Source organism: Candidatus Nitronauta litoralis (assembly GCA_015698285.1).
In the GTDB taxonomy this organism is placed as follows: Bacteria; Nitrospinota; Nitrospinia; order Nitrospinales; family Nitrospinaceae; genus Nitronauta; species Nitronauta litoralis.
The window spans coordinates 3074833-3093130 of the sequence record CP048685.1; the positions used below are offsets into that span (position 1 = coordinate 3074833).

At 46.9% G+C, this 18298-nt stretch carries 19 protein-coding genes and 1 tRNA gene; 6 read left to right on the plus strand and 14 right to left on the minus strand.

The features are described from left to right. The 5 genes from G3M70_14015 to G3M70_14035 form a co-directional block, all read right to left on the minus strand. The gene (locus G3M70_14015) at positions 1 to 534 is read right to left on the minus strand and encodes a prepilin-type N-terminal cleavage/methylation domain-containing protein (protein QPJ63825.1); all 534 of its coding nucleotides are present in this window, start codon (positions 532 to 534) and stop codon (positions 1 to 3) included. 73 nt (positions 535 to 607) lie between these two features. Next, positions 608 to 1063, minus strand: coding sequence for a type II secretion system major pseudopilin GspG (gene gspG, locus G3M70_14020; GenBank protein QPJ62928.1), 456 nt, complete (start codon positions 1061 to 1063; stop codon positions 608 to 610). A gap of 13 nt (positions 1064 to 1076) precedes the next feature. Continuing rightward, on the minus strand, positions 1077 to 2303 hold the full coding sequence (locus tag G3M70_14025; GenBank protein QPJ62929.1) for a type II secretion system protein GspF: 1227 nt from the start codon (positions 2301 to 2303) through the stop codon (positions 1077 to 1079). A 19-nt stretch (positions 2304 to 2322) separates the two neighbouring features. After that, the gene (gene gspE / locus G3M70_14030) at positions 2323 to 4035 is read right to left on the minus strand and encodes a type II secretion system ATPase GspE (protein ID QPJ62930.1); all 1713 of its coding nucleotides are present in this window, start codon (positions 4033 to 4035) and stop codon (positions 2323 to 2325) included. A 12-nt stretch (positions 4036 to 4047) separates the two neighbouring features. Continuing rightward, entirely contained in the window at positions 4048 to 5007 is a 960-nt protein-coding gene (locus G3M70_14035) for a hypothetical protein (protein ID QPJ62931.1), read from the minus strand. 282 nt (positions 5008 to 5289) lie between these two features. Between G3M70_14035 and G3M70_14040 the strand changes: the two genes are divergently transcribed. Beyond that, a complete protein-coding gene (locus G3M70_14040) occupies positions 5290 to 5652 on the plus strand; it encodes a hypothetical protein (protein ID QPJ62932.1) in 363 nt (120 codons plus the stop codon). A gap of 111 nt (positions 5653 to 5763) precedes the next feature. Then, a complete protein-coding gene (locus G3M70_14045; GenBank protein ID QPJ62933.1) occupies positions 5764 to 6171 on the plus strand; it encodes an RDD family protein in 408 nt (135 codons plus the stop codon). An 11-nt stretch (positions 6172 to 6182) separates the two neighbouring features. On the opposite strand, the gene G3M70_14050 is transcribed toward G3M70_14045, so the two are convergent. Next, positions 6183 to 7529 carry a radical SAM protein gene (locus G3M70_14050; GenBank protein QPJ62934.1) on the minus strand — a complete coding sequence of 449 codons (1347 nt, stop codon included), beginning with the start codon at positions 7527 to 7529 and terminating at the stop codon, positions 6183 to 6185. A gap of 117 nt (positions 7530 to 7646) precedes the next feature. Here G3M70_14050 and G3M70_14055 point away from each other — a divergent pair, with 117 nt between their 5' ends. The 3 genes from G3M70_14055 to G3M70_14065 all read left to right on the plus strand — a co-directional run bounded on the left by G3M70_14055 (position 7647) and on the right by G3M70_14065 (position 10953). Then, positions 7647 to 8480 carry a hypothetical protein gene (locus G3M70_14055; protein QPJ62935.1) on the plus strand — a complete coding sequence of 278 codons (834 nt, stop codon included), beginning with the start codon at positions 7647 to 7649 and terminating at the stop codon, positions 8478 to 8480. 80 nt (positions 8481 to 8560) lie between these two features. Further along, on the plus strand, positions 8561 to 8953 hold the full coding sequence (locus tag G3M70_14060) for an FxsA family protein (protein QPJ62936.1): 393 nt from the start codon (positions 8561 to 8563) through the stop codon (positions 8951 to 8953). A gap of 143 nt (positions 8954 to 9096) precedes the next feature. Then, positions 9097 to 10953 carry a C1 family peptidase gene (locus tag G3M70_14065; GenBank protein ID QPJ62937.1) on the plus strand — a complete coding sequence of 619 codons (1857 nt, stop codon included), beginning with the start codon at positions 9097 to 9099 and terminating at the stop codon, positions 10951 to 10953. Positions 10954 to 11090: 137 nt separating this feature from the next. Here the strand turns inward: G3M70_14065 and G3M70_14070 are convergent, their stop codons facing one another. Both G3M70_14070 and G3M70_14075 read right to left on the minus strand, forming a co-directional pair. Next, positions 11091 to 12860, minus strand: a complete 1770-nt coding sequence (locus G3M70_14070; protein ID QPJ62938.1) for a hypothetical protein — start codon at positions 12858 to 12860, stop codon at positions 11091 to 11093. A 27-nt stretch (positions 12861 to 12887) separates the two neighbouring features. Then, positions 12888 to 13067: a Com family DNA-binding transcriptional regulator gene (locus G3M70_14075; GenBank protein ID QPJ62939.1), complete on the minus strand. Its 180-nt coding sequence runs from the start codon at positions 13065 to 13067 to the stop codon at positions 12888 to 12890. Between the two features lie 389 nt (positions 13068 to 13456). On the opposite strand from G3M70_14075, the gene G3M70_14080 reads away from it, so the two are divergent. Beyond that, on the plus strand, positions 13457 to 13735 hold the full coding sequence (locus tag G3M70_14080) for a peptidylprolyl isomerase (GenBank protein QPJ62940.1): 279 nt from the start codon (positions 13457 to 13459) through the stop codon (positions 13733 to 13735). A gap of 126 nt (positions 13736 to 13861) precedes the next feature. On the opposite strand, the gene G3M70_14085 is transcribed toward G3M70_14080, so the two are convergent. From G3M70_14085 to G3M70_14110, 6 genes are all read right to left on the minus strand, one after another. Continuing rightward, a tRNA-Pro gene (locus tag G3M70_14085) sits at positions 13862 to 13938 on the minus strand. 50 nt (positions 13939 to 13988) lie between these two features. Next, positions 13989 to 14177, minus strand: a complete 189-nt coding sequence (locus G3M70_14090) for a zinc ribbon domain-containing protein (GenBank protein QPJ62941.1) — start codon at positions 14175 to 14177, stop codon at positions 13989 to 13991. A gap of 83 nt (positions 14178 to 14260) precedes the next feature. Further along, on the minus strand, positions 14261 to 14998 hold the full coding sequence (cmoA, locus tag G3M70_14095) for a carboxy-S-adenosyl-L-methionine synthase CmoA (GenBank protein ID QPJ62942.1): 738 nt from the start codon (positions 14996 to 14998) through the stop codon (positions 14261 to 14263). A 66-nt stretch (positions 14999 to 15064) separates the two neighbouring features. Then, positions 15065 to 16624 (minus strand): 2-isopropylmalate synthase, encoded by a 1560-nt coding sequence (locus G3M70_14100; GenBank protein ID QPJ62943.1) that lies wholly within the window; start codon positions 16622 to 16624, stop codon positions 15065 to 15067. A gap of 341 nt (positions 16625 to 16965) precedes the next feature. Then, on the minus strand, positions 16966 to 17265 hold the full coding sequence (locus tag G3M70_14105) for a hypothetical protein (protein QPJ62944.1): 300 nt from the start codon (positions 17263 to 17265) through the stop codon (positions 16966 to 16968). A 30-nt stretch (positions 17266 to 17295) separates the two neighbouring features. Continuing rightward, positions 17296 to 18294, minus strand: a complete 999-nt coding sequence (locus tag G3M70_14110) for a DUF560 domain-containing protein (GenBank protein ID QPJ62945.1) — start codon at positions 18292 to 18294, stop codon at positions 17296 to 17298. Positions 18295 to 18298: the final 4 nt, after the last annotated feature.

The following is an 18298-nucleotide window of genomic DNA, read 5'->3' on the forward strand; positions in this document are numbered from 1 at the left end:
CTATGCATTGTCTTTTTCCGGAGCGTAGGGGTTGTTGGTGATTTCGGGTTTACCCGTTATCTGGTCGATTTCGATTTCAAACCATTCCTGCTGATCATCTTCTTTTGGAGCTGAAAGGCGTAGTGCTCCTCCCGACGTATTGCCGCGGGGAAAATAAACTATTGAGATTTGTCCGTCGGTTGTGGTGTCTTCACCGTCAAAAAACTCTCGAAAGATAATTCCCTTTGAAAGGGATTTCATTTCTGAAACCTTTCCGGTCTGCAGCTCTTCGAGCCAGTAACGGTTGTTTTCAAGCTCCGCCTGAAAAACCACCGGGACCTTGGCTGAAACGGCTTTGCTTCGGGCATAACGCAATGCGGTTGTGATCTCCTTGACGGAGGAACGTTGTTCCATTCTCGTAAGAATGCTGGAAAAGGCGGGTAGGGTGAGGGACGCGATCACAGCAATCACAACAAGAACCAGTATCAATTCCAGTAAGGTGAACCCGGAGGAACGATGATTGTTGCAATATGGATCTTGTTTTAAAGTGGTCATGATCTAGCCCCGGTACCCTGGTTTTACCAGAGTCGTCACTCGTTGAAAATTGTTGGTGGTAGCGTGAGCCGGATCAGGAGTCTTCGCCTTTATCCATCCCTTTCCAGGACACGATATCCATATCATTGCCCTCACCACCTTCGGCGTTATCCGCTCCATAAGACATCAGGTCGTATTCACCATGTTGCCCCGGGTACTCGTATCGGTAGTCGTTTCCCCAGGGATCTTTCGGAAGGTCCTTTTTCAAATGACCCTTTATGGCTGCCAGACCATCTGATGTGGAAGGGTACTTACCCTTTTCCAACCGATATAAATCCAGAGCCTGTCCCAGCAATTCAATTTGAGCCTGGGCATCAGTTTGTTTGGCCTGATCTACGTAGCCGAGAAATTTGGGGGCTACCAGAGAAACCATAATGGCGATCATGGTGATCACCACGATCAGTTCGAGTAAGCTGAATCCTCGTTCTCCCCGAATTGAGGGGGCCGTTTTGTTTGAAGCTGGGATTTTTTGAATAACAGGGGTTTGCATGGTGCTCCTCATGTTAAAAAGCAAGATCATTCAGGCTGACAATTCCTCCCAGAACGCTGCCTACGATGAATAGAATACAAATGGCCAGAGCCAGAATTAGAATGGGTCCAATCAGGCTGATGGCTCTTTTAAGAGCGTTGTCCACTTCCTTGTCGAAAATATTGGCAACCTTCACCAGCATTTCGTCCAACGCTCCGGTTTCTTCGCCCACTACGATCATGTGAACGGCGAGTGGTGGAAAGACTCCGGATTTTTGAAGTGAGCGGGACATGCCTTGTCCTCCCTTGACTGCAGAATGAAGGGACTGGACAGACTTTGAAATCACCTTGTTGTCGACGATGGTGGTCACAATGGCTAAAGCCTGTAATACCGGTACCCCGCTTTTCTGCAGGGTCGACATGGTCCTGGAAAAACGAGACACTTCAATTTTACGAATGAGGTCGCCAAAAACCGGTAGCTTCAGCAGGAAGGCATCCCATTTGGGTTTTCCTTCGGCACTGGTTATGTATTTAAAGAAACCGAATATGGCAAGGCCTATTAAGAGGAAAAAAGCCCACCAGTATTGAGTTACCCATTTACTGAACTGCATCAGGAATACGGTGATCAAGGGCAGCCGGTGCTCCATCCCTTCGAAGATGGCCTCAAATTTAGGAACCACGACAGTCATCAGGACTACGATCGCTCCTCCACCCATGACGACCAGGAAAAGAGGGTAGGCCAGCGAGGTCAGGATTTTGCTTTTCATATCCTGTGAAGCTTCAAGAAACGAAGCCAGTCTTTCTAGTACAACGTTAAGCACACCCCCCGCTTCACCAGCGCGAATCATGCTGATATAAAGTTTTGGAAAAACTGTGGGATATATGGCCAGGGCTTCTGAGAATGTGCTACCGGCATGCACCCGTTTTTGAACATCGGCGAATACCTCGCGAGCTTTTTCGTTTTGGGTGAGGTTGACGGTGATTGAAAGGCTACGATCCAGGGTGAGTCCGGATGTGATCAATGTCGAAAGCTGCTGGGTGAAATTTAGAATTTCCCTTTTGGGAACGTTTTGCAGCCATTCCATTCCGGGAATTTTAAATTGGCTGCCGCCACTTTTCCCAGGACTGTCCGTCGTGACTTTTATTGGGAAGTAGCGAAGTTTGCGTACTTTTTCAATGGCAACACGCAGGTCCGGCGCTTCAAGATCGCCTTCTACGACCTTTCCTGCTTCGTCCGTTGCCTGATAGAAATAGACTGCCATAAAGGATGATGGTTTTTAGTTAGCCAACCTGGTCTGCCTGGGTGACCCGCATGATTTCTTCAACGGTCGTCAATCCCCGAATAACTTTTCTAAGACCGTCTTCACGCAAAACGTTCATGCCAAGTTTGCGACCGCGGTCCCGGATGGTCTGAGCCCCTGATTTGGTCAGGATGAGTTTGCGAATGCTATCGTCAATAATCAGGAGTTCATAAATCCCCATCCTGCCTTTGTACCCTGTTGTGTTGCAGTTTTTGCAGCCGGTTCCCCGGTATGCTTTTACTGATCGATCTTTTTTGATTCCCAGCTCGGATTTGGTTTCGTTGTCCAGTTCGTAAGAAACTTTGCATTCCGTGCAAATCACCCGCACGAGCCTCTGGGCCAGAACACCCAGCACCGCGGAAGAAAGCAGGAAACTTTCAACCCCCATGTCTTGCAGACGGGTGATGGCACCCGCCGCATCATTGGTGTGCACGGTACTGAAAACCAGATGGCCCGTGAGTGCAGCCTGGATCGCAATGTCTGCGGTTTCCGGGTCGCGAATCTCACCGATCATGATGACATCGGGATCCTGACGCACAATAGACCGTAGTCCGTTGGCAAAGGTCAGGCCGATCTGTGGTTTGACGTGAATCTGGTTGATCCCTCTTAACTGGTACTCGACTGGGTCTTCGATCGTGACAATTTTTTTATCCGGAGTGTTGATCTTGGACAGTCCTGCATAAAGCGTGGTCGTTTTACCACTACCCGTGGGCCCTGTTACCAGGATCATGCCGTAGGGTTTTTTGATGAGTTGTTGAAAAAGTTCGAGTTCTTTTTTGGGAAAGCCCAGATGCTCAAGGTCCACTACAATGTTGCCCCGGTCAAGAATACGCATGACCACACTTTCGCCATAAATTGTGGGCAGAGTGGAAACACGAATGTCGATATCCTTGCCCTGTGTTTTGACCCTTATCTTTCCATCCTGGGGTAAACGACGCTCGGATATATCGAGCTTTGCCATGATTTTGATACGGGTGCTGATGGCTGATTGGAGTCTTTTGGGCGGTGCTTCAAAATCGTACAACATCCCATCAATACGGTAACGCAGAGCCAGCTCTTCCATGAAGGGCTCGAGGTGAATATCACTGGCTCCGGTTTCAATAGCCTGGTTGATGATGTGGTTCACCAGTTTAATGACCGGCGCCTCGGACGCCATGTCGCGGATGTGTTCGGTATTTTCCCAATCCTGATCGAGGTCGGCATCTTCATCTGAGATGTCCCCTACCATGCGGTCCATCGCGGAACCGCCAAGCCCATAGTAATTCTCTATGGCTTCCTGAATATCCTCCGGAGCACTGAGTGTGAGTTTGATATCTTTGCCAGTTGAAATTTTCAGGTCTTCAAAAGTCGACCAGTCAAAGGGGTCGAAGACCGCGAGTGTCAAGCTGCCGTTTTCCACGGCCAATGGGAAAACAGTTTTTTCCTTGAGATAGCCTTCGGGAAACTGGAGGTCCGGAACAGGTAGCTGGTCTCTTGGATATTGTTCCTTGGTTATATAAGGGTAACCAAGATCTTTGCTGAGGGTTTCAAGCAAAGTTTGCACGTGTAGGTAACCATGCTCTACCAGTGCCCGGCCAAGAAACTTTCCATTCTGCAATTTGTTTTTTCGGATTTCTTCAATCGCATCCGGGGTGATCTGGTTATGTTCCAGAAGGATTTTTTCTACCGGATCAATCTTCTTAAGTGCTGTCATTTTATATAGGCCTCATCGAGGTACCCCGGAGACATGGGGAATAACATTTGAAGCTGTAGGTGCGCTGATCGCTCCGGAAATTCTGGGCGGTGTAATTTTAGGGGGTGTTATTTCCCGCTGAACTTGTCCTGGCTGTATGTTTGGCAGGGTGACGTTAGGCGGTAATTTAATATTGGGTGGTACCGTGATTTTAGGTAGAGCCGGTGTTTTCCTGTTCTTACTCGATTTAACTCTCCTTGAAGAAGCCGGCTTCGGAGAAGTCGTTGGTCTGCTTCGCGCTCGCCTGTTTTTATTGGGACTCACCACACGTGGTCTCGCGGGTGCTTTTTTGATTTTCTCTACATCAATTTTACTAGTACCGCGTCCTTTTTTATTTTTATGAAAAAGATGGGTTCCTTTTCTTTGAATCTGGTCGGCAGGTGTGCGCTTGGCAAGGCGGAGCGTCATTGAACTACCCTGAGAATCATTCGTGAGTGAGACCCGGGTCTTTTCGATTTTTTTAATTTTAAAACCACCCAGACTATCGCCGAGGTAATAGCCCTTCCGTTTGACCTTCTTCTCCTGCATTTTATTTCCAGCGCCCATTATGGAATATTTTCCTTCCAGAAATGCGACACGGGTACCCGCAGCGATGAAGGTTCCCTTCAAGCTGACATTGGGGGGTGGCACCGTTGGCCTCTGAATCGTGGGGGAAACAACCTTGGGAGCGTTGGTCTTTGGAGGCGGTGGTTTTTTATATTCCACACGCTGCTTCCTGAAAAGGTTGGCGGTTGCGATCGGGTTAACATCAGCCCTGCTGAGATAAGGGCGTGTCACTTTGGTTTCTTCCATTTGGCGCTTTTCAGGATGAATTGTGCGTGGGTCGACCCTGGAGGGGTGACTGGGTTCAATCCAGATAATAGTGGCGAATGACGCAAATGCGATGCTCATTAGAGCCAGAAATGCGTTAAAAATGGTGAGCTTTTGTTGCACTTTTCCCCTTGGGATCGACGTTAAGACCAATAATATAAGTACATTATACCAAGTTCCGGGGGAGGTCCGCCAACCGAAAAAAAGCCTGTTTTTTGATGGAGGTGACCCAATGCCCCTGCTGTGCTATGCTGGTCTTCGATTTCTTAACGGTTTTTTAAAACAAAAGGTTAAGCGGTTTTCCCGTGTAGGAAAACGGGGGATAAAAGGTCCTTTTTAAGGCTTTCAAGGTTGGTTTCCGGGGTCTCGGGAACACGGCCTGGATATTTTCTGGAGGCAAGATCAATGAGTGCGCAAAATTTACTGGTTGAGATTAAAAAACACCTGCCACTTCGCGTTTATGGCAATGGGCCGGTAATGGAGATATTGAGGGAGATGGGAAAAGTGGTGAATAAGAAAACGCCCCTGACCGCCACTGAGGTGTTTCGTGATGCGGAGTCCGGTGAGGTTGTTTGTGAAGTGGTGATCGAGGGCGAAGAAAAAATTACAGCCGCTCTTTCCAATTTAAAACTGGATATCACCCACCCGCTGTACCGCAAAGTAAAAAATTACCGGAATGAAGTGGCGAATGAACTGGCTAAACCTGAAGATGGCGGTGGAATCAACAGCCAGGGTTTTCGTATGGGCAGTTTGTACGGAAAGAAATAGTTTTTTTTATTTATATATGCAAGCTTATATCAGGCAGGAAATTAGATTGGTTTTGAAAAGAGTTTCACGGACTCTTTAAAAATAAACCGGGTTTTGTTGGGAGGTAGGAATATGCAGGAGGAGAATTACGCGGGCTTCTGGATTCGGGCAGTGGCCGTATTGATTGATGTGGTTATTATGATTGTCGTACTGGGTATCCCCCTGGCCTTTATTTTTGGTGGTCCTCTAGAGCCGGGGAGTGGTGCCGATGTTTTGTTTAATTATATTGTTCCCTTTGCCTTAACCGTTTTTTTCTGGCTTAAATATCTTGGGACACCGGGAAAAATGATCCTGAAATTAAAAGTGGTGGATAAAGATACCCACCAAGCGCTCTCCATGGGGCAGGCTGTAGGACGGTACTTTGCTTATATCATCGCCATCCTGCCGTTATTTCTGGGATTCATCTGGATCGCCTTCGATGAGAACAAGCAGGGCTGGCACGACAAACTGGCCGGAAGCGTGGTGTTGAGAGATGAATAGAAATGCTTCTACTAAGCATTCTCTGAATTGATAAACTTTTTCAGGAACGGGAACATTGCGCCGCGTTTTTCGATCATCTCTTCACGGGATTTTTTCACGACTTGTTCGTCGATGAGTGCAACCCCGCGTTCGGCCGCAAATTTTTCAATCCCGGAAACCACCATCCCGCGTGCAAAAGAAGGAATCCGCTCCAGCCGGGCTTTGGCTTCATCGGTCCATACCTGGCGATATTCCACTTCCAGCCCCAGAGTGTCTTCCACTTTCAGTTCGATGGTCTTGCCACCGGCGTTACCCGGTTCGTAGTCACAGGAGGGATCTTGCGCCATATAGTTGCCGGTTTCGGCAAAGGCGCGCGCCCGACAGCCGGAACACATGGCCGAAAACTCACAGGTGCCACATCGGTCTTCGAGATTCGAACGGTCCCGCAGTTGTTTCATTAATGGGGCGTTGTACCAGAGGTTGTCAAAGGTGTCTGTCTTCAGGTTGCCTACAGATTCTGCAATGAAAGGGCAGGGGGTGAGATCCCCTTCCGGGCTGATCCTGCTGTAATGGGTGCCCGCCGGGCAACCGCCGGAATAAGTACGCTGATAAACTGACTCCGGATCGTTTTCGTAAACCACACGCTTGTACTGCGGTGCGCACTTGGAATTGATCATCAGGCGGCCCTTGTATTTCATCTGTTCCTGATAAAGCAGTTTGAGCGCTTCTTCGTAAGCTTCGTTGCTGATGTCTGTGTTGCCTTGCCCTCGTCCAGTGCAGACGAGGAAGTAGAGGTTGAACGCTACCGCCCCGATACGCTCGGAAAATTCAACGACCGCCGGAATTTCCTTATAATTCATGTCCGAGACCGACATCTGGATGAGGAAATCAACTCCCACTTCGTTGAGGATATCGAACGCTGCCATGGATTGTTCCCAGGCACGGTCAACACCGCGAAACTGGTTATGCTTGCCCGGTTCCATTGAGTCGATACTGATTCCCACCCCGTGAGCGCCGGCTTCTTTGATTTTTTTTGCGTTGTCGTGATTGATCATGGTGCCGTTGGTCCCCAGTACGACCATGAATTTTCGGTCGGCGGCGTAGCGCACGATGTCATAGATGTCCGGGCGCAATAGCGGTTCACCACCGGTCAGGATCAAAAACGCATTCGGATTGACCTGGGCAATCTGGTCGATCACGCGATAGCACTCTTCTGTGCTGAGTTCATCGGATTTGAATCCACCGCGAAAATCAGCATCCAGGTAGCAATGATCGCAATTCAGGTTACAGCGTTTGGTGAGATTCCATGAAATGGAATAGGCGCGAAACGGGTTGGCAGTCGGTTTTGTCCCAGGTTCTGAAACGGTAGTTGTCGTCATGGTATATTAGGCTTTCAAGGCATTGAGCCGTAAGAATTAAAATTAGATCGGAGTCCTCAAAAAAGAGGCTCTATTCGAATCCCACATAATAGCATATTTCCCAACAGGCAGTCCTAAATGAAGAGATTGAAAAGGTTGAATTGGTTCTATGCGCTGCTGGGAAGCGCGTTGCTGTTATTTGGGCTGAAGGTGGGGTTTGTCACTGAGGTAAGGGCGCTTTCGAATGGCTTTGTAGACCAGCGCTATACTTTTAGTTGGTGGTTTGGAGGTCTGAAAGTGGACCGGCGCAGCCTGGAGGAATTAGGGGTACGGGTGGTATCAAGTAAATATTTTGATCAGGCCATGCAATACAAGGGAACCCGATTTACAGCATTACCCTTTAAGAGATTATTTGAAGACTTTTCAAAGGACGAACTGGGTGAGGTAGATTCCGTATTGCTCAATTGTTTCGACGACTATCAGGGGTTAATTTCGATTGAAGATATAAAACGCTACAAATTGGAACTGGCAACGCGTATTCACCTGCCTTCCGGAATACGATCCCCGAGCTGGCTGAAGCCTTTATTGATACTGGTGCCGGATGGAGTCGATGCCCCTTTTCAGGAACGGTTTCTGACAGCGAATATTAATGGATTGGTTTTGGTAAATCTTGCGGATTACTACGCGCCGCTTGATTCGGTGGTAAAGAATGACCCCAAAGCGGCCCCGGGCTTAAAACATTTCAAGGATAATTGTGTTTATTGTCATTCTTTAAAAGGGGTAGGGGGTAACAAGGGCGGTTCTTTATTGGATAAGTTTGATTTCGCGAGTGAGAGGGAACGAAAAAATTTCAAGAGTCAATTTATGGGATTTCATCATAAGGACAACGTCGACAAGCAAAACGTTGAGCAATTTGTCGATGAAAAAGGTCTGGCGGAAATCGCCGGGTTTTTGCAAAAGTTAGCGCCATAATGGCTGTTCTCCGACGGTTTTGATTTTTCAGGTACGGTGTACTACAATTTGGCAACAAACTTTTCCCATAAAGGAGATTTATGGCGGGCCCTATTCTAGGTTTTATCATTCTGGCGATTGTTGAGATCACCTCACTTTTTTACACAGCTCAATACATCAGTACGATTAACACGATATCTCTCATCATGTTCACGATGCTGGTTGGCGTAATACTGGGGCGCAGTTATCACGAAGACTGGGTAGAAAAGATGCAGTGGCATTTGCGTTCCCGCGAACAGGCACCTGAAGAAGTGCTGGATGGGACTGTTATGGTTATTGGCAGTAAATTGCTGATGACTCCGGGTGTTGTTACCGACATTATTGGTTTGATCATGACTACACCCAAGATTCGCGGTCTGGCACGCCTGATAGCACGGAATGTTTTGACGAAAAGAATAAACGAAGGCAGGGCGTATTTCTTTTTTAAAGATTAAGCTGTCCAGAATGTTTATTTCCCTATGAAAGATGTTTTTTACAGGGGATGTTTTAACTTTGATTCACATTGATTTTAAAAAATTTTTATTCATAGCTTCGGTTCAGTCAGGAAAAATATAATAAATATTTCGGGGAGGTGTGTATGGCTAAGCGAGTTAAAGCATCGTCATCTACAAAACCTACGTTAGATGCAGCAGCTGATATCCCGGATTTGCGTGATCGATATTATGAACCCGCTTTGGTAAAGCTTCCATCAGAAATTAAGCCGAACAAGTCCATGCTGACTGTTCGAAATCAGGGGCAAGAAGGGGCCTGTACTGGTTTTTCGTTGGCTGCAGCAATTGACTTTCTTAATGCAAGCCATGGAAGGTCGAATCTAAAGGTCAGCGTCAGGATGCTGTATGAGATGGCTAAAAGATTTGACGAATGGACGGGCGAAGATTATTCCGGGTCCAGTCTGCGGGGTGCTTTTCGGGGATGGTTCAACAATGGGGTTTGTACAGAAGACAGTTGGTCTTATAAAACCCGCCCACCTTTTGATACAACGTTGACCGTTGATCGCGCCAAAGAAGCAATGGAAAATCCGCTTGGGGCTTATTACAGATTGCGTCCCAACCTGACGGACTATCATTCAGCTTTGACGGAAACCGGTGTGGTGTGCGCATCTGCCCGTGTGCATCAGGGGTGGTTCAACAGTCTGGGACGAAATAAAGAAATCCTTAAGAGCGATAGTATTCAGGGTGGACATGCGTTTGTCATTGTGGGTTACAACAACGATGGATTCTGGGTTCAGAACTCCTGGGGAAAATCCTGGGGAGATAAGGGTACCGCGTTGTGGACTTATGAGGACTGGGCCAAGAATATTATGGATGCCTGGGTCTTCCGTCTGGCAGTGAGGACCCCTCATAATTTTGACCGGCGAAGCGGTTTTTCCAGTAACGATCCTGCTTCAATTGAACTGGCTTCAAAGGCGCCGCGCCGCAATGAAATTGCCGGCCACTTTTTACATGTCGACGATGGGAAGTTTCACGAAAAAGGCCGTTACAGTAGTAAAGAAAGTGACATTCTTGAAACCGCCAAGCTCATTAGGGATTCGGATAAGTATCAACATCTTTTGTTTTACGCTCATGGAGGTCTAAATCCACCCAAGGCCTCGGCAAAGCGTATCCGCGCCATGAAAGATGTATTTAAGGATAACGGTATTTATCCATTCCACTTTATGTACGACACCGGTTTGGGAGAAGAGTTTAAAGACGTCATCTTTAATAAGGATAAGAAAGCGAAAGCCCGGGTAGGTGGTTTCAGCGATTTTACGGATAAAATTTTTGAGGCGACGACCCGTAAACTGGGAACCATTATCTGGGATGAAATGAAATCCGATGCAGATGTCGCTTTTCATCCGGGAAATGCGGGCTATCGAACCCTTGAAATTTTTGCTGAAGAGTTAGCAGAAAAGGACATCAAGATACATTTGGTCGGGCACAGCACTGGAGCCATCCTGCATGGTCATTTGCTAAATGCCCTGGATTCCATTCCGCAGTGGACCAAAAAAATCAACAGTTGTTCCCTCCTGGCTCCAGCCTGCACTATGGATTTTTATAAGGAAAAATATGGACCACGGCTTAAAGGAGTACCGGATAAGGCAAAACTTCCCTTGCTGAATTTATACTGCCTGACAGATGAGCAGGAGTTGGATGATAAAGTAACTGCTTTGTACCGGAAGTCCCTGTTGTATCTCGTATCGAATGCATTTGAGAGAAAAAGGGAAAATGAAAAAGAAGATGGGAAGCCGATCATGGGGATGCAGAAGTTTCATGGCCCCATCAAACGAAACCCCAAGATCAAGTTTTTCTATTCGAAAGAAGGTCGGCCTCCGCAATCAAAAAGTGAGACGCATGGTGGTTTCGACAATGACCCGGTGACCATGAACAGCCTTTTAAAGAAAATTTTGAAGGGCCCTGTTAAGAGGCCTTTCGAAGAAAAGGATCTGAACTACTAGAAGAGTATTCTATTAATACATGCGGGTTTAATGTTGAAAAAATTAAAGCCTCCGGAAGAAGTGGTTTCTTCCGGAGGCTTTCTTTGTTTGGACTTATTTTCGGAAACAAGGGATGTTGTTTCCGGGCAGGGAGGGGACTACTCGTAATCCTCATTCAGGGAATTCATAAAATCCACAAGCGGCTGAACATCGTCTTCACCAAGATTGATGTCTTTTAGCTCCTTCGCGCCATTGCGCAATTGCTCAGCGCGGGCCAGGTCCGACATATCCCGGTAAAAATCTATGACATCCACAAGCGTGTCTTCCTGACCGTTGTGAAAATAAGGTGCAGAATGCCCGAGATCGCGCAACCCTGAAGTCTTAAACATGGCGATGGCCACAGGTAACAGGTTGCGGACACGGCAATCAATTCTTGGTGGAGGAGGAGCATCTGGAGAATCGCCTCCAGTCCTTTCTTCTCCGCGGAGTTCCTCACAAAGGTGTCGCCAGATTTTACGTTGAGGACTCCTGAAATCCCGGTTTCCAAAAACGTTCCACAAACCAAGATCTGTGTGGCCTGGTTTATTTGCAGCCGGAATAGAACGGAATATTCCAGTTGCATTAGGATGCGCTGGTGTCGGAGGCAACCAACGATTCTTATTGCGAATACGCTCTTTATAAGAAGGGATTTCTAATTGCTCAAAAGCTCCTTGACCATGAATGCCGTCGTATTCCTTTTGAGTGGCACCCGTATTGTGGAAACTGAAATCCGTGAAATTGGGGGCCGCGTGGCAGGTGATGCAATTACCAACACCCAGGTTTTCCCCTTCGGCTTCTTCAATCTCACCATCTGGCGTGGAAAAGAACAGCTTCAGCCCCTTTAGTTCCGACGGACCAAAACGAAACTCCTGTTCATGAAACATGAAAGGACCATGCAGGTTATCGGTGACAAACAGAAGGTTGCTGTTTTGTTCCTTTTGTTTAATAGCGTCCAAAAGCCGTTTGCTGTAATCGTCTTCGGATTCATTATTTTCCGGTTGACGTGGCAGGTCGTTGATTTCAAGAAATCGGTCGTAAGGTGTCAGGTTGAAGTTCCCTTCCTCATCCTGGCTGAACATGAGATCAATGACATAAGCTGAAATGATTTTTGCAACGGCATCAACAATCTGTTTATCCGAAGCACCTGGAGAAATTAGAAACTCATTCGGCAATTGAAACTCCGGATCAAGATCAGTCCGGGTTAACAGGTCCATATAAGGAATACCGCCAAACTCCTGCGCCAGTTCACCCTGTCCGTTGTCATTCCGGATAATGTGTGCAATGTGGGCCAGGGCGTTGGAATGTTCAATTGGCAGCCAGCCATAGTTCCTTCCGGTCAAGGTCCCGATAACAAGATCTTCCATGGAATTAAATTCGGCATCGAAATGGAACAGGTCACCAAACCGACGAGGAAGAGAGGCGTTAACCAGGGGAGGTGAGTTACGCGGTGCATGGGTTGCGTCGTCTTCAGCCCTGTCAGGGACCGGGCTACGCCGCGCGAAATCGGAATAGGTTTTCATCAGTACATTGGAAGGATCGCCTTCGATGAACTCGCCCTCTTCATTTGTGTTGATAAAGGCATCCACAAAATGGCAGGCCCGGCAGTTCATGGATTGTCCCGCGAAAGGACCTGGCATGGTGCCATCCACCGTTTCAGTTTCGTCTAATACGGGATCACCTTCCACAAGTTGGAAGTTTGCATTGCCGCCGGAATTTGATGCAAAAAACTGGGCAAACCGGGTTTCGAGGAACATCCGTTCCCCGTTCACAATTTCAGGTGGATCGCCTTCTTCCTCTTCTTGAGCAAAAAGAAATGTGGGGAACAACAACAGTTGGATACATACCAGGAGAATGAGGATTATTCTCCCTGCGAAGCTTTTGGTAATCACGATTGCCCTCCTTAAAAAGCATCGAGTTCACATTAAACCTGAACCTTGTCGCTCCGTTTTCCGCACCTGGAAGAGGTTTTCCGGGTGGGAAACGGTCTGGAGGTAACCGCACTTGGGGCACTTGATTTCAATGTAGTGGACTTCACCTTTCATTAATAGGCGGTTGCATTTTCTGCATCGAATCTGTTTGTTGATTTGATTTTTCATGAGGATTTGCCCAATTTTGCTACACTCTGGTTACAGGTCTGGGCTTCGCAAGCCTCTGTATTATTGAAGTTAATTGGTCCTCGAGGAACTCTTGTCTATGAATTTGAAAATCGTTCTCACAAAATACAGCTTCTTTTGTCTAGTGTCAATGTATATTTAGTGATTAATGCCACATTTGAAGAACGACCCCAGTGGTCGAAAATTGTTTGTAATTAAAGAAACTTCTCCTTTTGCTGATCCTGGAATTAAATGGGTTCATTGGAAAATTGGGGAGTCAAAATTAATTTTGAAATAAATTATTGAATAATTAAGACGAACAGGACTTTATCCTCTAAAATGACCTGCTAGAAAAAATAGCAGACAATTTCAATATTTATAGGGAGAGAAAAATGGCATCAGCATCGGCACGGCATATTTTGGTTGAAACCGAGGAAAAATGTAATGAGCTTAAAAGTGAGATAGAAGGGGGAGCCAGTTTCGCAGATGTTGCCAAAGCCCATTCCAAATGCCCCTCAGGAGCCAGTGGAGGAGACCTCGGTGAGTTTCGTCCTGGACAAATGGTTCCTGAATTTGATGAAGTGGTTTTCCGTGATGAAGTGAATAAAGTCCATGGGCCGGTAAAAACCCAATTTGGATATCATCTGATCGAGATCACCAGTCGGCAATAAGTTTTAGTTAAAATAAAAAGTTGGAGATAAAAACGAGCCGGTAAGGGTTGAGACTGGGGCAGGCGAGTCTGGTTTTGCGGACCAAAAAATGGAATAGTAGAGAGGCTACAAAATTTACCAAGAATGTGGTCGGGATGAGAGGATTTGAACCTCCGACCCCTTCGTCCCGAACGAAGTGCGCTACCAGGCTGCGCTACATCCCGACTATAGGTAAATTAAAGGTCTTTGCCGATGGGGCTCTGAATAGGTTTTCTCAGTTGCCCTTGCTGTAATTATATCGATCCACACTTTCCGACCAGAAGGAAGTGTTGGTCACTTGTCTCTCGACACTTTTGCTTTTGCAATGGGGACACGAAACTTTCTTTGTGTCGACTTCTGAAATTCGCATTTCTACAACGAAATCTTTTTTACATTTTTTACAAACATGGTCGTATTGCGGCATGCCATCCCTCCATTTGAAAGGCAAAAGAATACAACACTCCACTGAAGTTGCCAACCCCAGGGGATCTTGAATTCTAGCACGATTTAGCTGTTTTCAGGGTGTTTTACCGCCACCCAGCCAACGAAATTGCACCAGCGAAAAAATGTTTCGAATTCCTGGAAACCGGCCCGTTTGAGCATGCTTTCATTCTGTTTAACCGTCTGGGGAACCAGGACTTTTTCAAGGGCCTGGCGCTTGCGGGCGATCTCCAGTTTGCTGTAGCCTTTTGATTTTTTAAACCGGTGGTGCTCGTCCACAAACAGGTTGTCCATTCCTTCGCTTTCCCCTTTTATTTTCTCTATCAGGACCAGAGCTCCACCAGGAATCAGATGCTTATTGATGGTTTTCATCATTTTGATCCGTTTCTCCGGTGGAACGAATTGCAAGGTGTAGTTCATGACAACAACACTGGCATTCGGGAATTCCTGCGGTTTCATGAGATCCTTTTCGACCAATTCGCACCGTTTTAAATGGTCTCTTAATTTTCTTTCTGCTTTTTTCAACATCTCAGGGGAGTTGTCGATACCCACCAGCTTAACTGATTTTGGTAACCGGTCTGCTAGATTGAATAATAAAGTTCCTGTCGAACAGCCCAGATCATAGACGTTTGTTTTTGGACGGGCGTAATGGCACACAAACTCAACCGTGAGGCTCATGCATTCTTTATAGAAGGGGACACTTCGGGCGAGCATGTCATCAAACACACGGACAACGGGAGCATTGAATTCAAATTTCCCGATGGGGCCGGTGGATTGAAACAGATTGTCTTTTTTTCCTGCCATAAAAAAGAAGAACCCCGCCCATCCCCTGAAAAAGGGGAAGGGCAGGGCATTAATAGCTTGCGGTTATTACGGACCTTGAATATCGTCGCCGTCAACAGGGCCGGATTTTGTATTGACCAGCAGTTTGTTGACCGCGTTGATATAGGCGTAAGCACTGGCTTCAACGGTGTTGACGCCAATTCCTTTGCCCAGCAGTTCGCGGTTTTCGTGCCGGACCCGTACCGTGACTTCACCCTGAGCATCTTTCCCCTTGGTGCGGGACATGACCTGATACTCCAGTAATTTGCAAGGTTGTCCGGTAATGTTATCGATAGCGTTGTAGATGGCATCGATCGGGCCATCACCCGTGCCTTCGGCTTCCCGCTGCTGGCCGTCCCGGCTCACCAGCGTAACACTTGCGTGGGGGGTGGTGCCGGACTCAAACGCCATCTTCACATTTTCCAACCGATAGGTGTTGAGGGTTTCATCCATTGTAGTGTTCTTCTGGATCAAAAGCTGGATGTCCTCATCGAAGACTTCTTTCTTTTCATCCGCGAGAACTTTGAAGTCTGTGAAAACCCGGTCCAGTTCCTCCTGCGATAACTGGTACCCCAGTTTTACGACACGGTCGGACAGGGCATTGCGTCCGCTGTGTTTACCTAGAACCAACTCCGACGCATCGAGACCGACATCGCAGGGATCCATTATTTCGTAGGTACTTTTCTTTTTCAGGAAGCCGTCCTGGTGCACACCGGATTCATGCGCGAAAGCATTCTTTCCCACAATAGCTTTATTGCGCTGCACGAAAAAACCGGTGAGCGAACTGACCAGTCGACTGCAGGCCATGATGTGTTTGGCGTCAATCACAGATTCGAGACCAAAAAAATCACGACGTGTTCGGAGCGCCATGACAATCTCTTCCATAGCCGCATTTCCCGCGCGTTCCCCGATTCCATTGATCGTGCATTCTACCTGTCGCGCACCTGCCTTAACCGCGGCTAAGGAATTTGCCACGGCCATTCCCAGGTCGTTGTGGCAGTGCACACTGATCACGGCCTTGTCGATATTGGGAACATCGGCTTTAAGGCTGGCAATGAGTTTTCCAAACTGATCCGGCACGGAGTAACCCACGGTATCGGGAATATTCACAGTGGTAGCACCGGCATCAATCACCGCTTCCACAACTTCCTTAAGAAACTCGGGTTCGGTGCGGGAAGCATCTTCAGGCGAAAATTCGATGTCGTCGCAGAACTTGCGTCCGAATTTAATTGCGTCCACGGCCATTTGGATCACTTCCCCCTTATCCTTCTGCAATTTGAAATCGCGATGGGTTTTGGAGGTGGACAGGAAAATATGGAGCCGGAATTTTTCCGCTTTTTCAAGAGAGCGAGCTGCGGCCTCAATATCCTTGGGAAGGGCGCGGGCAAGCCCTGCGATTGAGGGGCCACGCACTTCTTTTGCAATTAGTTCAACCGACTCAAAATCTCCAGGGGAGGCAACGGGAAAGCCAGCCTCGATTACATCAACATTGAGCAGAGCCAGTTGCCGGGCGATTTCCAGCTTCTCTTTTTTATTGAGGCTGGCGCCGGGGCATTGTTCTCCGTCTCGTAATGTGGTGTCAAAGATGATGAGTCGTTCAGATTGCATGTTGTCCTTCTTTCTACCCTGGGTAGGGTGGATAAATTCGACCCCCAGGCTTTTGGCCGGAGTCGAAAATGGAGTTCGCCTCAGTGTGGAAGCAAACTGAAAATTCAAATACCGACATATCTATCCGGAATGCAAAGCTGAATGATACAGCTTCGCTGCAGATAAAACGTTGACCTCCTGCATTTGATTCGGAAAAAGTCAGGTATGCTTTTTATTTGTACCAAATTACGGGCAAAAAATATATGTAAATTTGGAGACTATGGTACTCAGGTACTAAAATTCCAGCAGGTAAAGTGCCCAGTAGATAAAGTTAAATGAAGACAGGGAGTTTTCTGGTAAGCCTAGGGAATCGTTAGGGGAGTTCCATCTGTATGTTCCGGGTTACTCATCTCCGCTTCAATAACGATATCTTCCACAATGGATTCCCGGGTGGTCTGTTTGTTGGATTCTCTCTCGAGAACGGTTTGCTCGCGATCAAATGATTCCATATATTGATCGAAAACATCCTCCGGGTTTACAAAAGGTTCGTCCTGCGCTTTAACCTGACCCACAATGGAGTAGTTGAGAATTTCAGAACTCCAGATCCCCACCAGCATCAGGATTAGAGCAACTTTCAGGAAGGAATTTATTTTTGTTTTCATCAGAAGGACCTTTTTCCCGATAGAATAAATTTAGAATCGAACATCTAAACCAACATCAACCCGGTGGTTTTGATACTCTCGAAACTCCGTGTTGGAATCGTTAAAGTTGTAGGTGTATTTAACATTCCCCAATACCTTTTCAATAATCCCAAAGTTTTTCAGAAAAACCTTTTGAAAGTTTGCCCTGAATGTGTGAAAGAAGTCTTCACGTGTATTGGGGGCGGTTGTGGCAAGGAAAGTGCGATAGTCCCTGTTGGAATACCGGTATGAGGTATTCATCACCACATCCAGTGGCAGGCTCACTTTTGATGATACCGTCACTGTGTGAATATCACGGTCAAAATTTCCAGCCGTATCGTCATTCGAGTATTCGTATCCAATACCTACATTATTCTGGTAATTGGAGAACAGGTAGATATGTTTGAAGCCTACGCCATAACTGTCAGCATCTCGACCCTGGTTTACAAAGTTATCCGTGCTTTTGTACTTTAAGTAAAGACGTGTGACCCCGAATTTTTTACTGAAGTGATTGAAGCTGGGGCTTATATAGTTTACACCGCTGAAACTGTTTCCATCATTGATGTTATGAAAGTAAAAGTACTGGAATGTGATATTTGCCAGGGGGCTGATATTGTATACGGGTTTTAGCCCGAACATCTGGGTTATCAGGTCGTAACGGGATAATTCGAAATAGGTGGTACCGTCAATTTCGTATGAGCCTTCTACCTTGAACTTTTTGGTGAAGTTTACCGTATAACTGGCAAAGGCATCGTAATTGATCGCAGAGTCGTCATTATCTGCACCACGAAGGGATAAGGGAACGTCCCGGCCTTCAATTGGATTCTGCGTTACATTAGAATCATAAACATATTGGGATTTAATTTTTGCCTTCCAGTTTTTCCCCTTCTGTGAAAAATCAACAGCATTGGCAGAACTGGGCAACCAGAGGCCCAATATCAGGGTACCTGCCAGGCCAAGAGTTTTTTTCCTGTTAATTTTGGAAAAAAAATTGATTTTTGGGGCGCGCAATTGT

Excerpts from the sequence above, each read along its gene's own strand:
- G3M70_14015 (QPJ63825.1), bottom strand. The coding sequence starts at position 534 with ATGACCACTTTAAAACAAGATCCATATTGCAACAATCATCGTTCCTCC.
- gspG (QPJ62928.1), bottom strand. The coding sequence starts at position 1,063 with ATGCAAACCCCTGTTATTCAAAAAATCCCAGCTTCAAACAAAACGGCC.
- G3M70_14025 (QPJ62929.1), bottom strand. The coding sequence starts at position 2,303 with ATGGCAGTCTATTTCTATCAGGCAACGGACGAAGCAGGAAAGGTCGTA.
- gspE (QPJ62930.1), bottom strand. The coding sequence starts at position 4,035 with ATGACAGCACTTAAGAAGATTGATCCGGTAGAAAAAATCCTTCTGGAA.
- G3M70_14040 (QPJ62932.1), top strand. The coding sequence starts at position 5,290 with ATGAGTGCGCAAAATTTACTGGTTGAGATTAAAAAACACCTGCCACTT.
- G3M70_14045 (QPJ62933.1), top strand. The coding sequence starts at position 5,764 with ATGCAGGAGGAGAATTACGCGGGCTTCTGGATTCGGGCAGTGGCCGTA.
- G3M70_14050 (QPJ62934.1), bottom strand. The coding sequence starts at position 7,529 with ATGACGACAACTACCGTTTCAGAACCTGGGACAAAACCGACTGCCAAC.
- G3M70_14055 (QPJ62935.1), top strand. The coding sequence starts at position 7,647 with ATGAAGAGATTGAAAAGGTTGAATTGGTTCTATGCGCTGCTGGGAAGC.
- G3M70_14060 (QPJ62936.1), top strand. The coding sequence starts at position 8,561 with ATGGCGGGCCCTATTCTAGGTTTTATCATTCTGGCGATTGTTGAGATC.
- G3M70_14065 (QPJ62937.1), top strand. The coding sequence starts at position 9,097 with ATGGCTAAGCGAGTTAAAGCATCGTCATCTACAAAACCTACGTTAGAT.
- G3M70_14075 (QPJ62939.1), bottom strand. The coding sequence starts at position 13,067 with ATGAAAAATCAAATCAACAAACAGATTCGATGCAGAAAATGCAACCGC.
- G3M70_14080 (QPJ62940.1), top strand. The coding sequence starts at position 13,457 with ATGGCATCAGCATCGGCACGGCATATTTTGGTTGAAACCGAGGAAAAA.
- G3M70_14090 (QPJ62941.1), bottom strand. The coding sequence starts at position 14,177 with ATGCCGCAATACGACCATGTTTGTAAAAAATGTAAAAAAGATTTCGTT.
- cmoA (QPJ62942.1), bottom strand. The coding sequence starts at position 14,998 with ATGGCAGGAAAAAAAGACAATCTGTTTCAATCCACCGGCCCCATCGGG.
- G3M70_14100 (QPJ62943.1), bottom strand. The coding sequence starts at position 16,624 with ATGCAATCTGAACGACTCATCATCTTTGACACCACATTACGAGACGGA.
- G3M70_14105 (QPJ62944.1), bottom strand. The coding sequence starts at position 17,265 with ATGAAAACAAAAATAAATTCCTTCCTGAAAGTTGCTCTAATCCTGATG.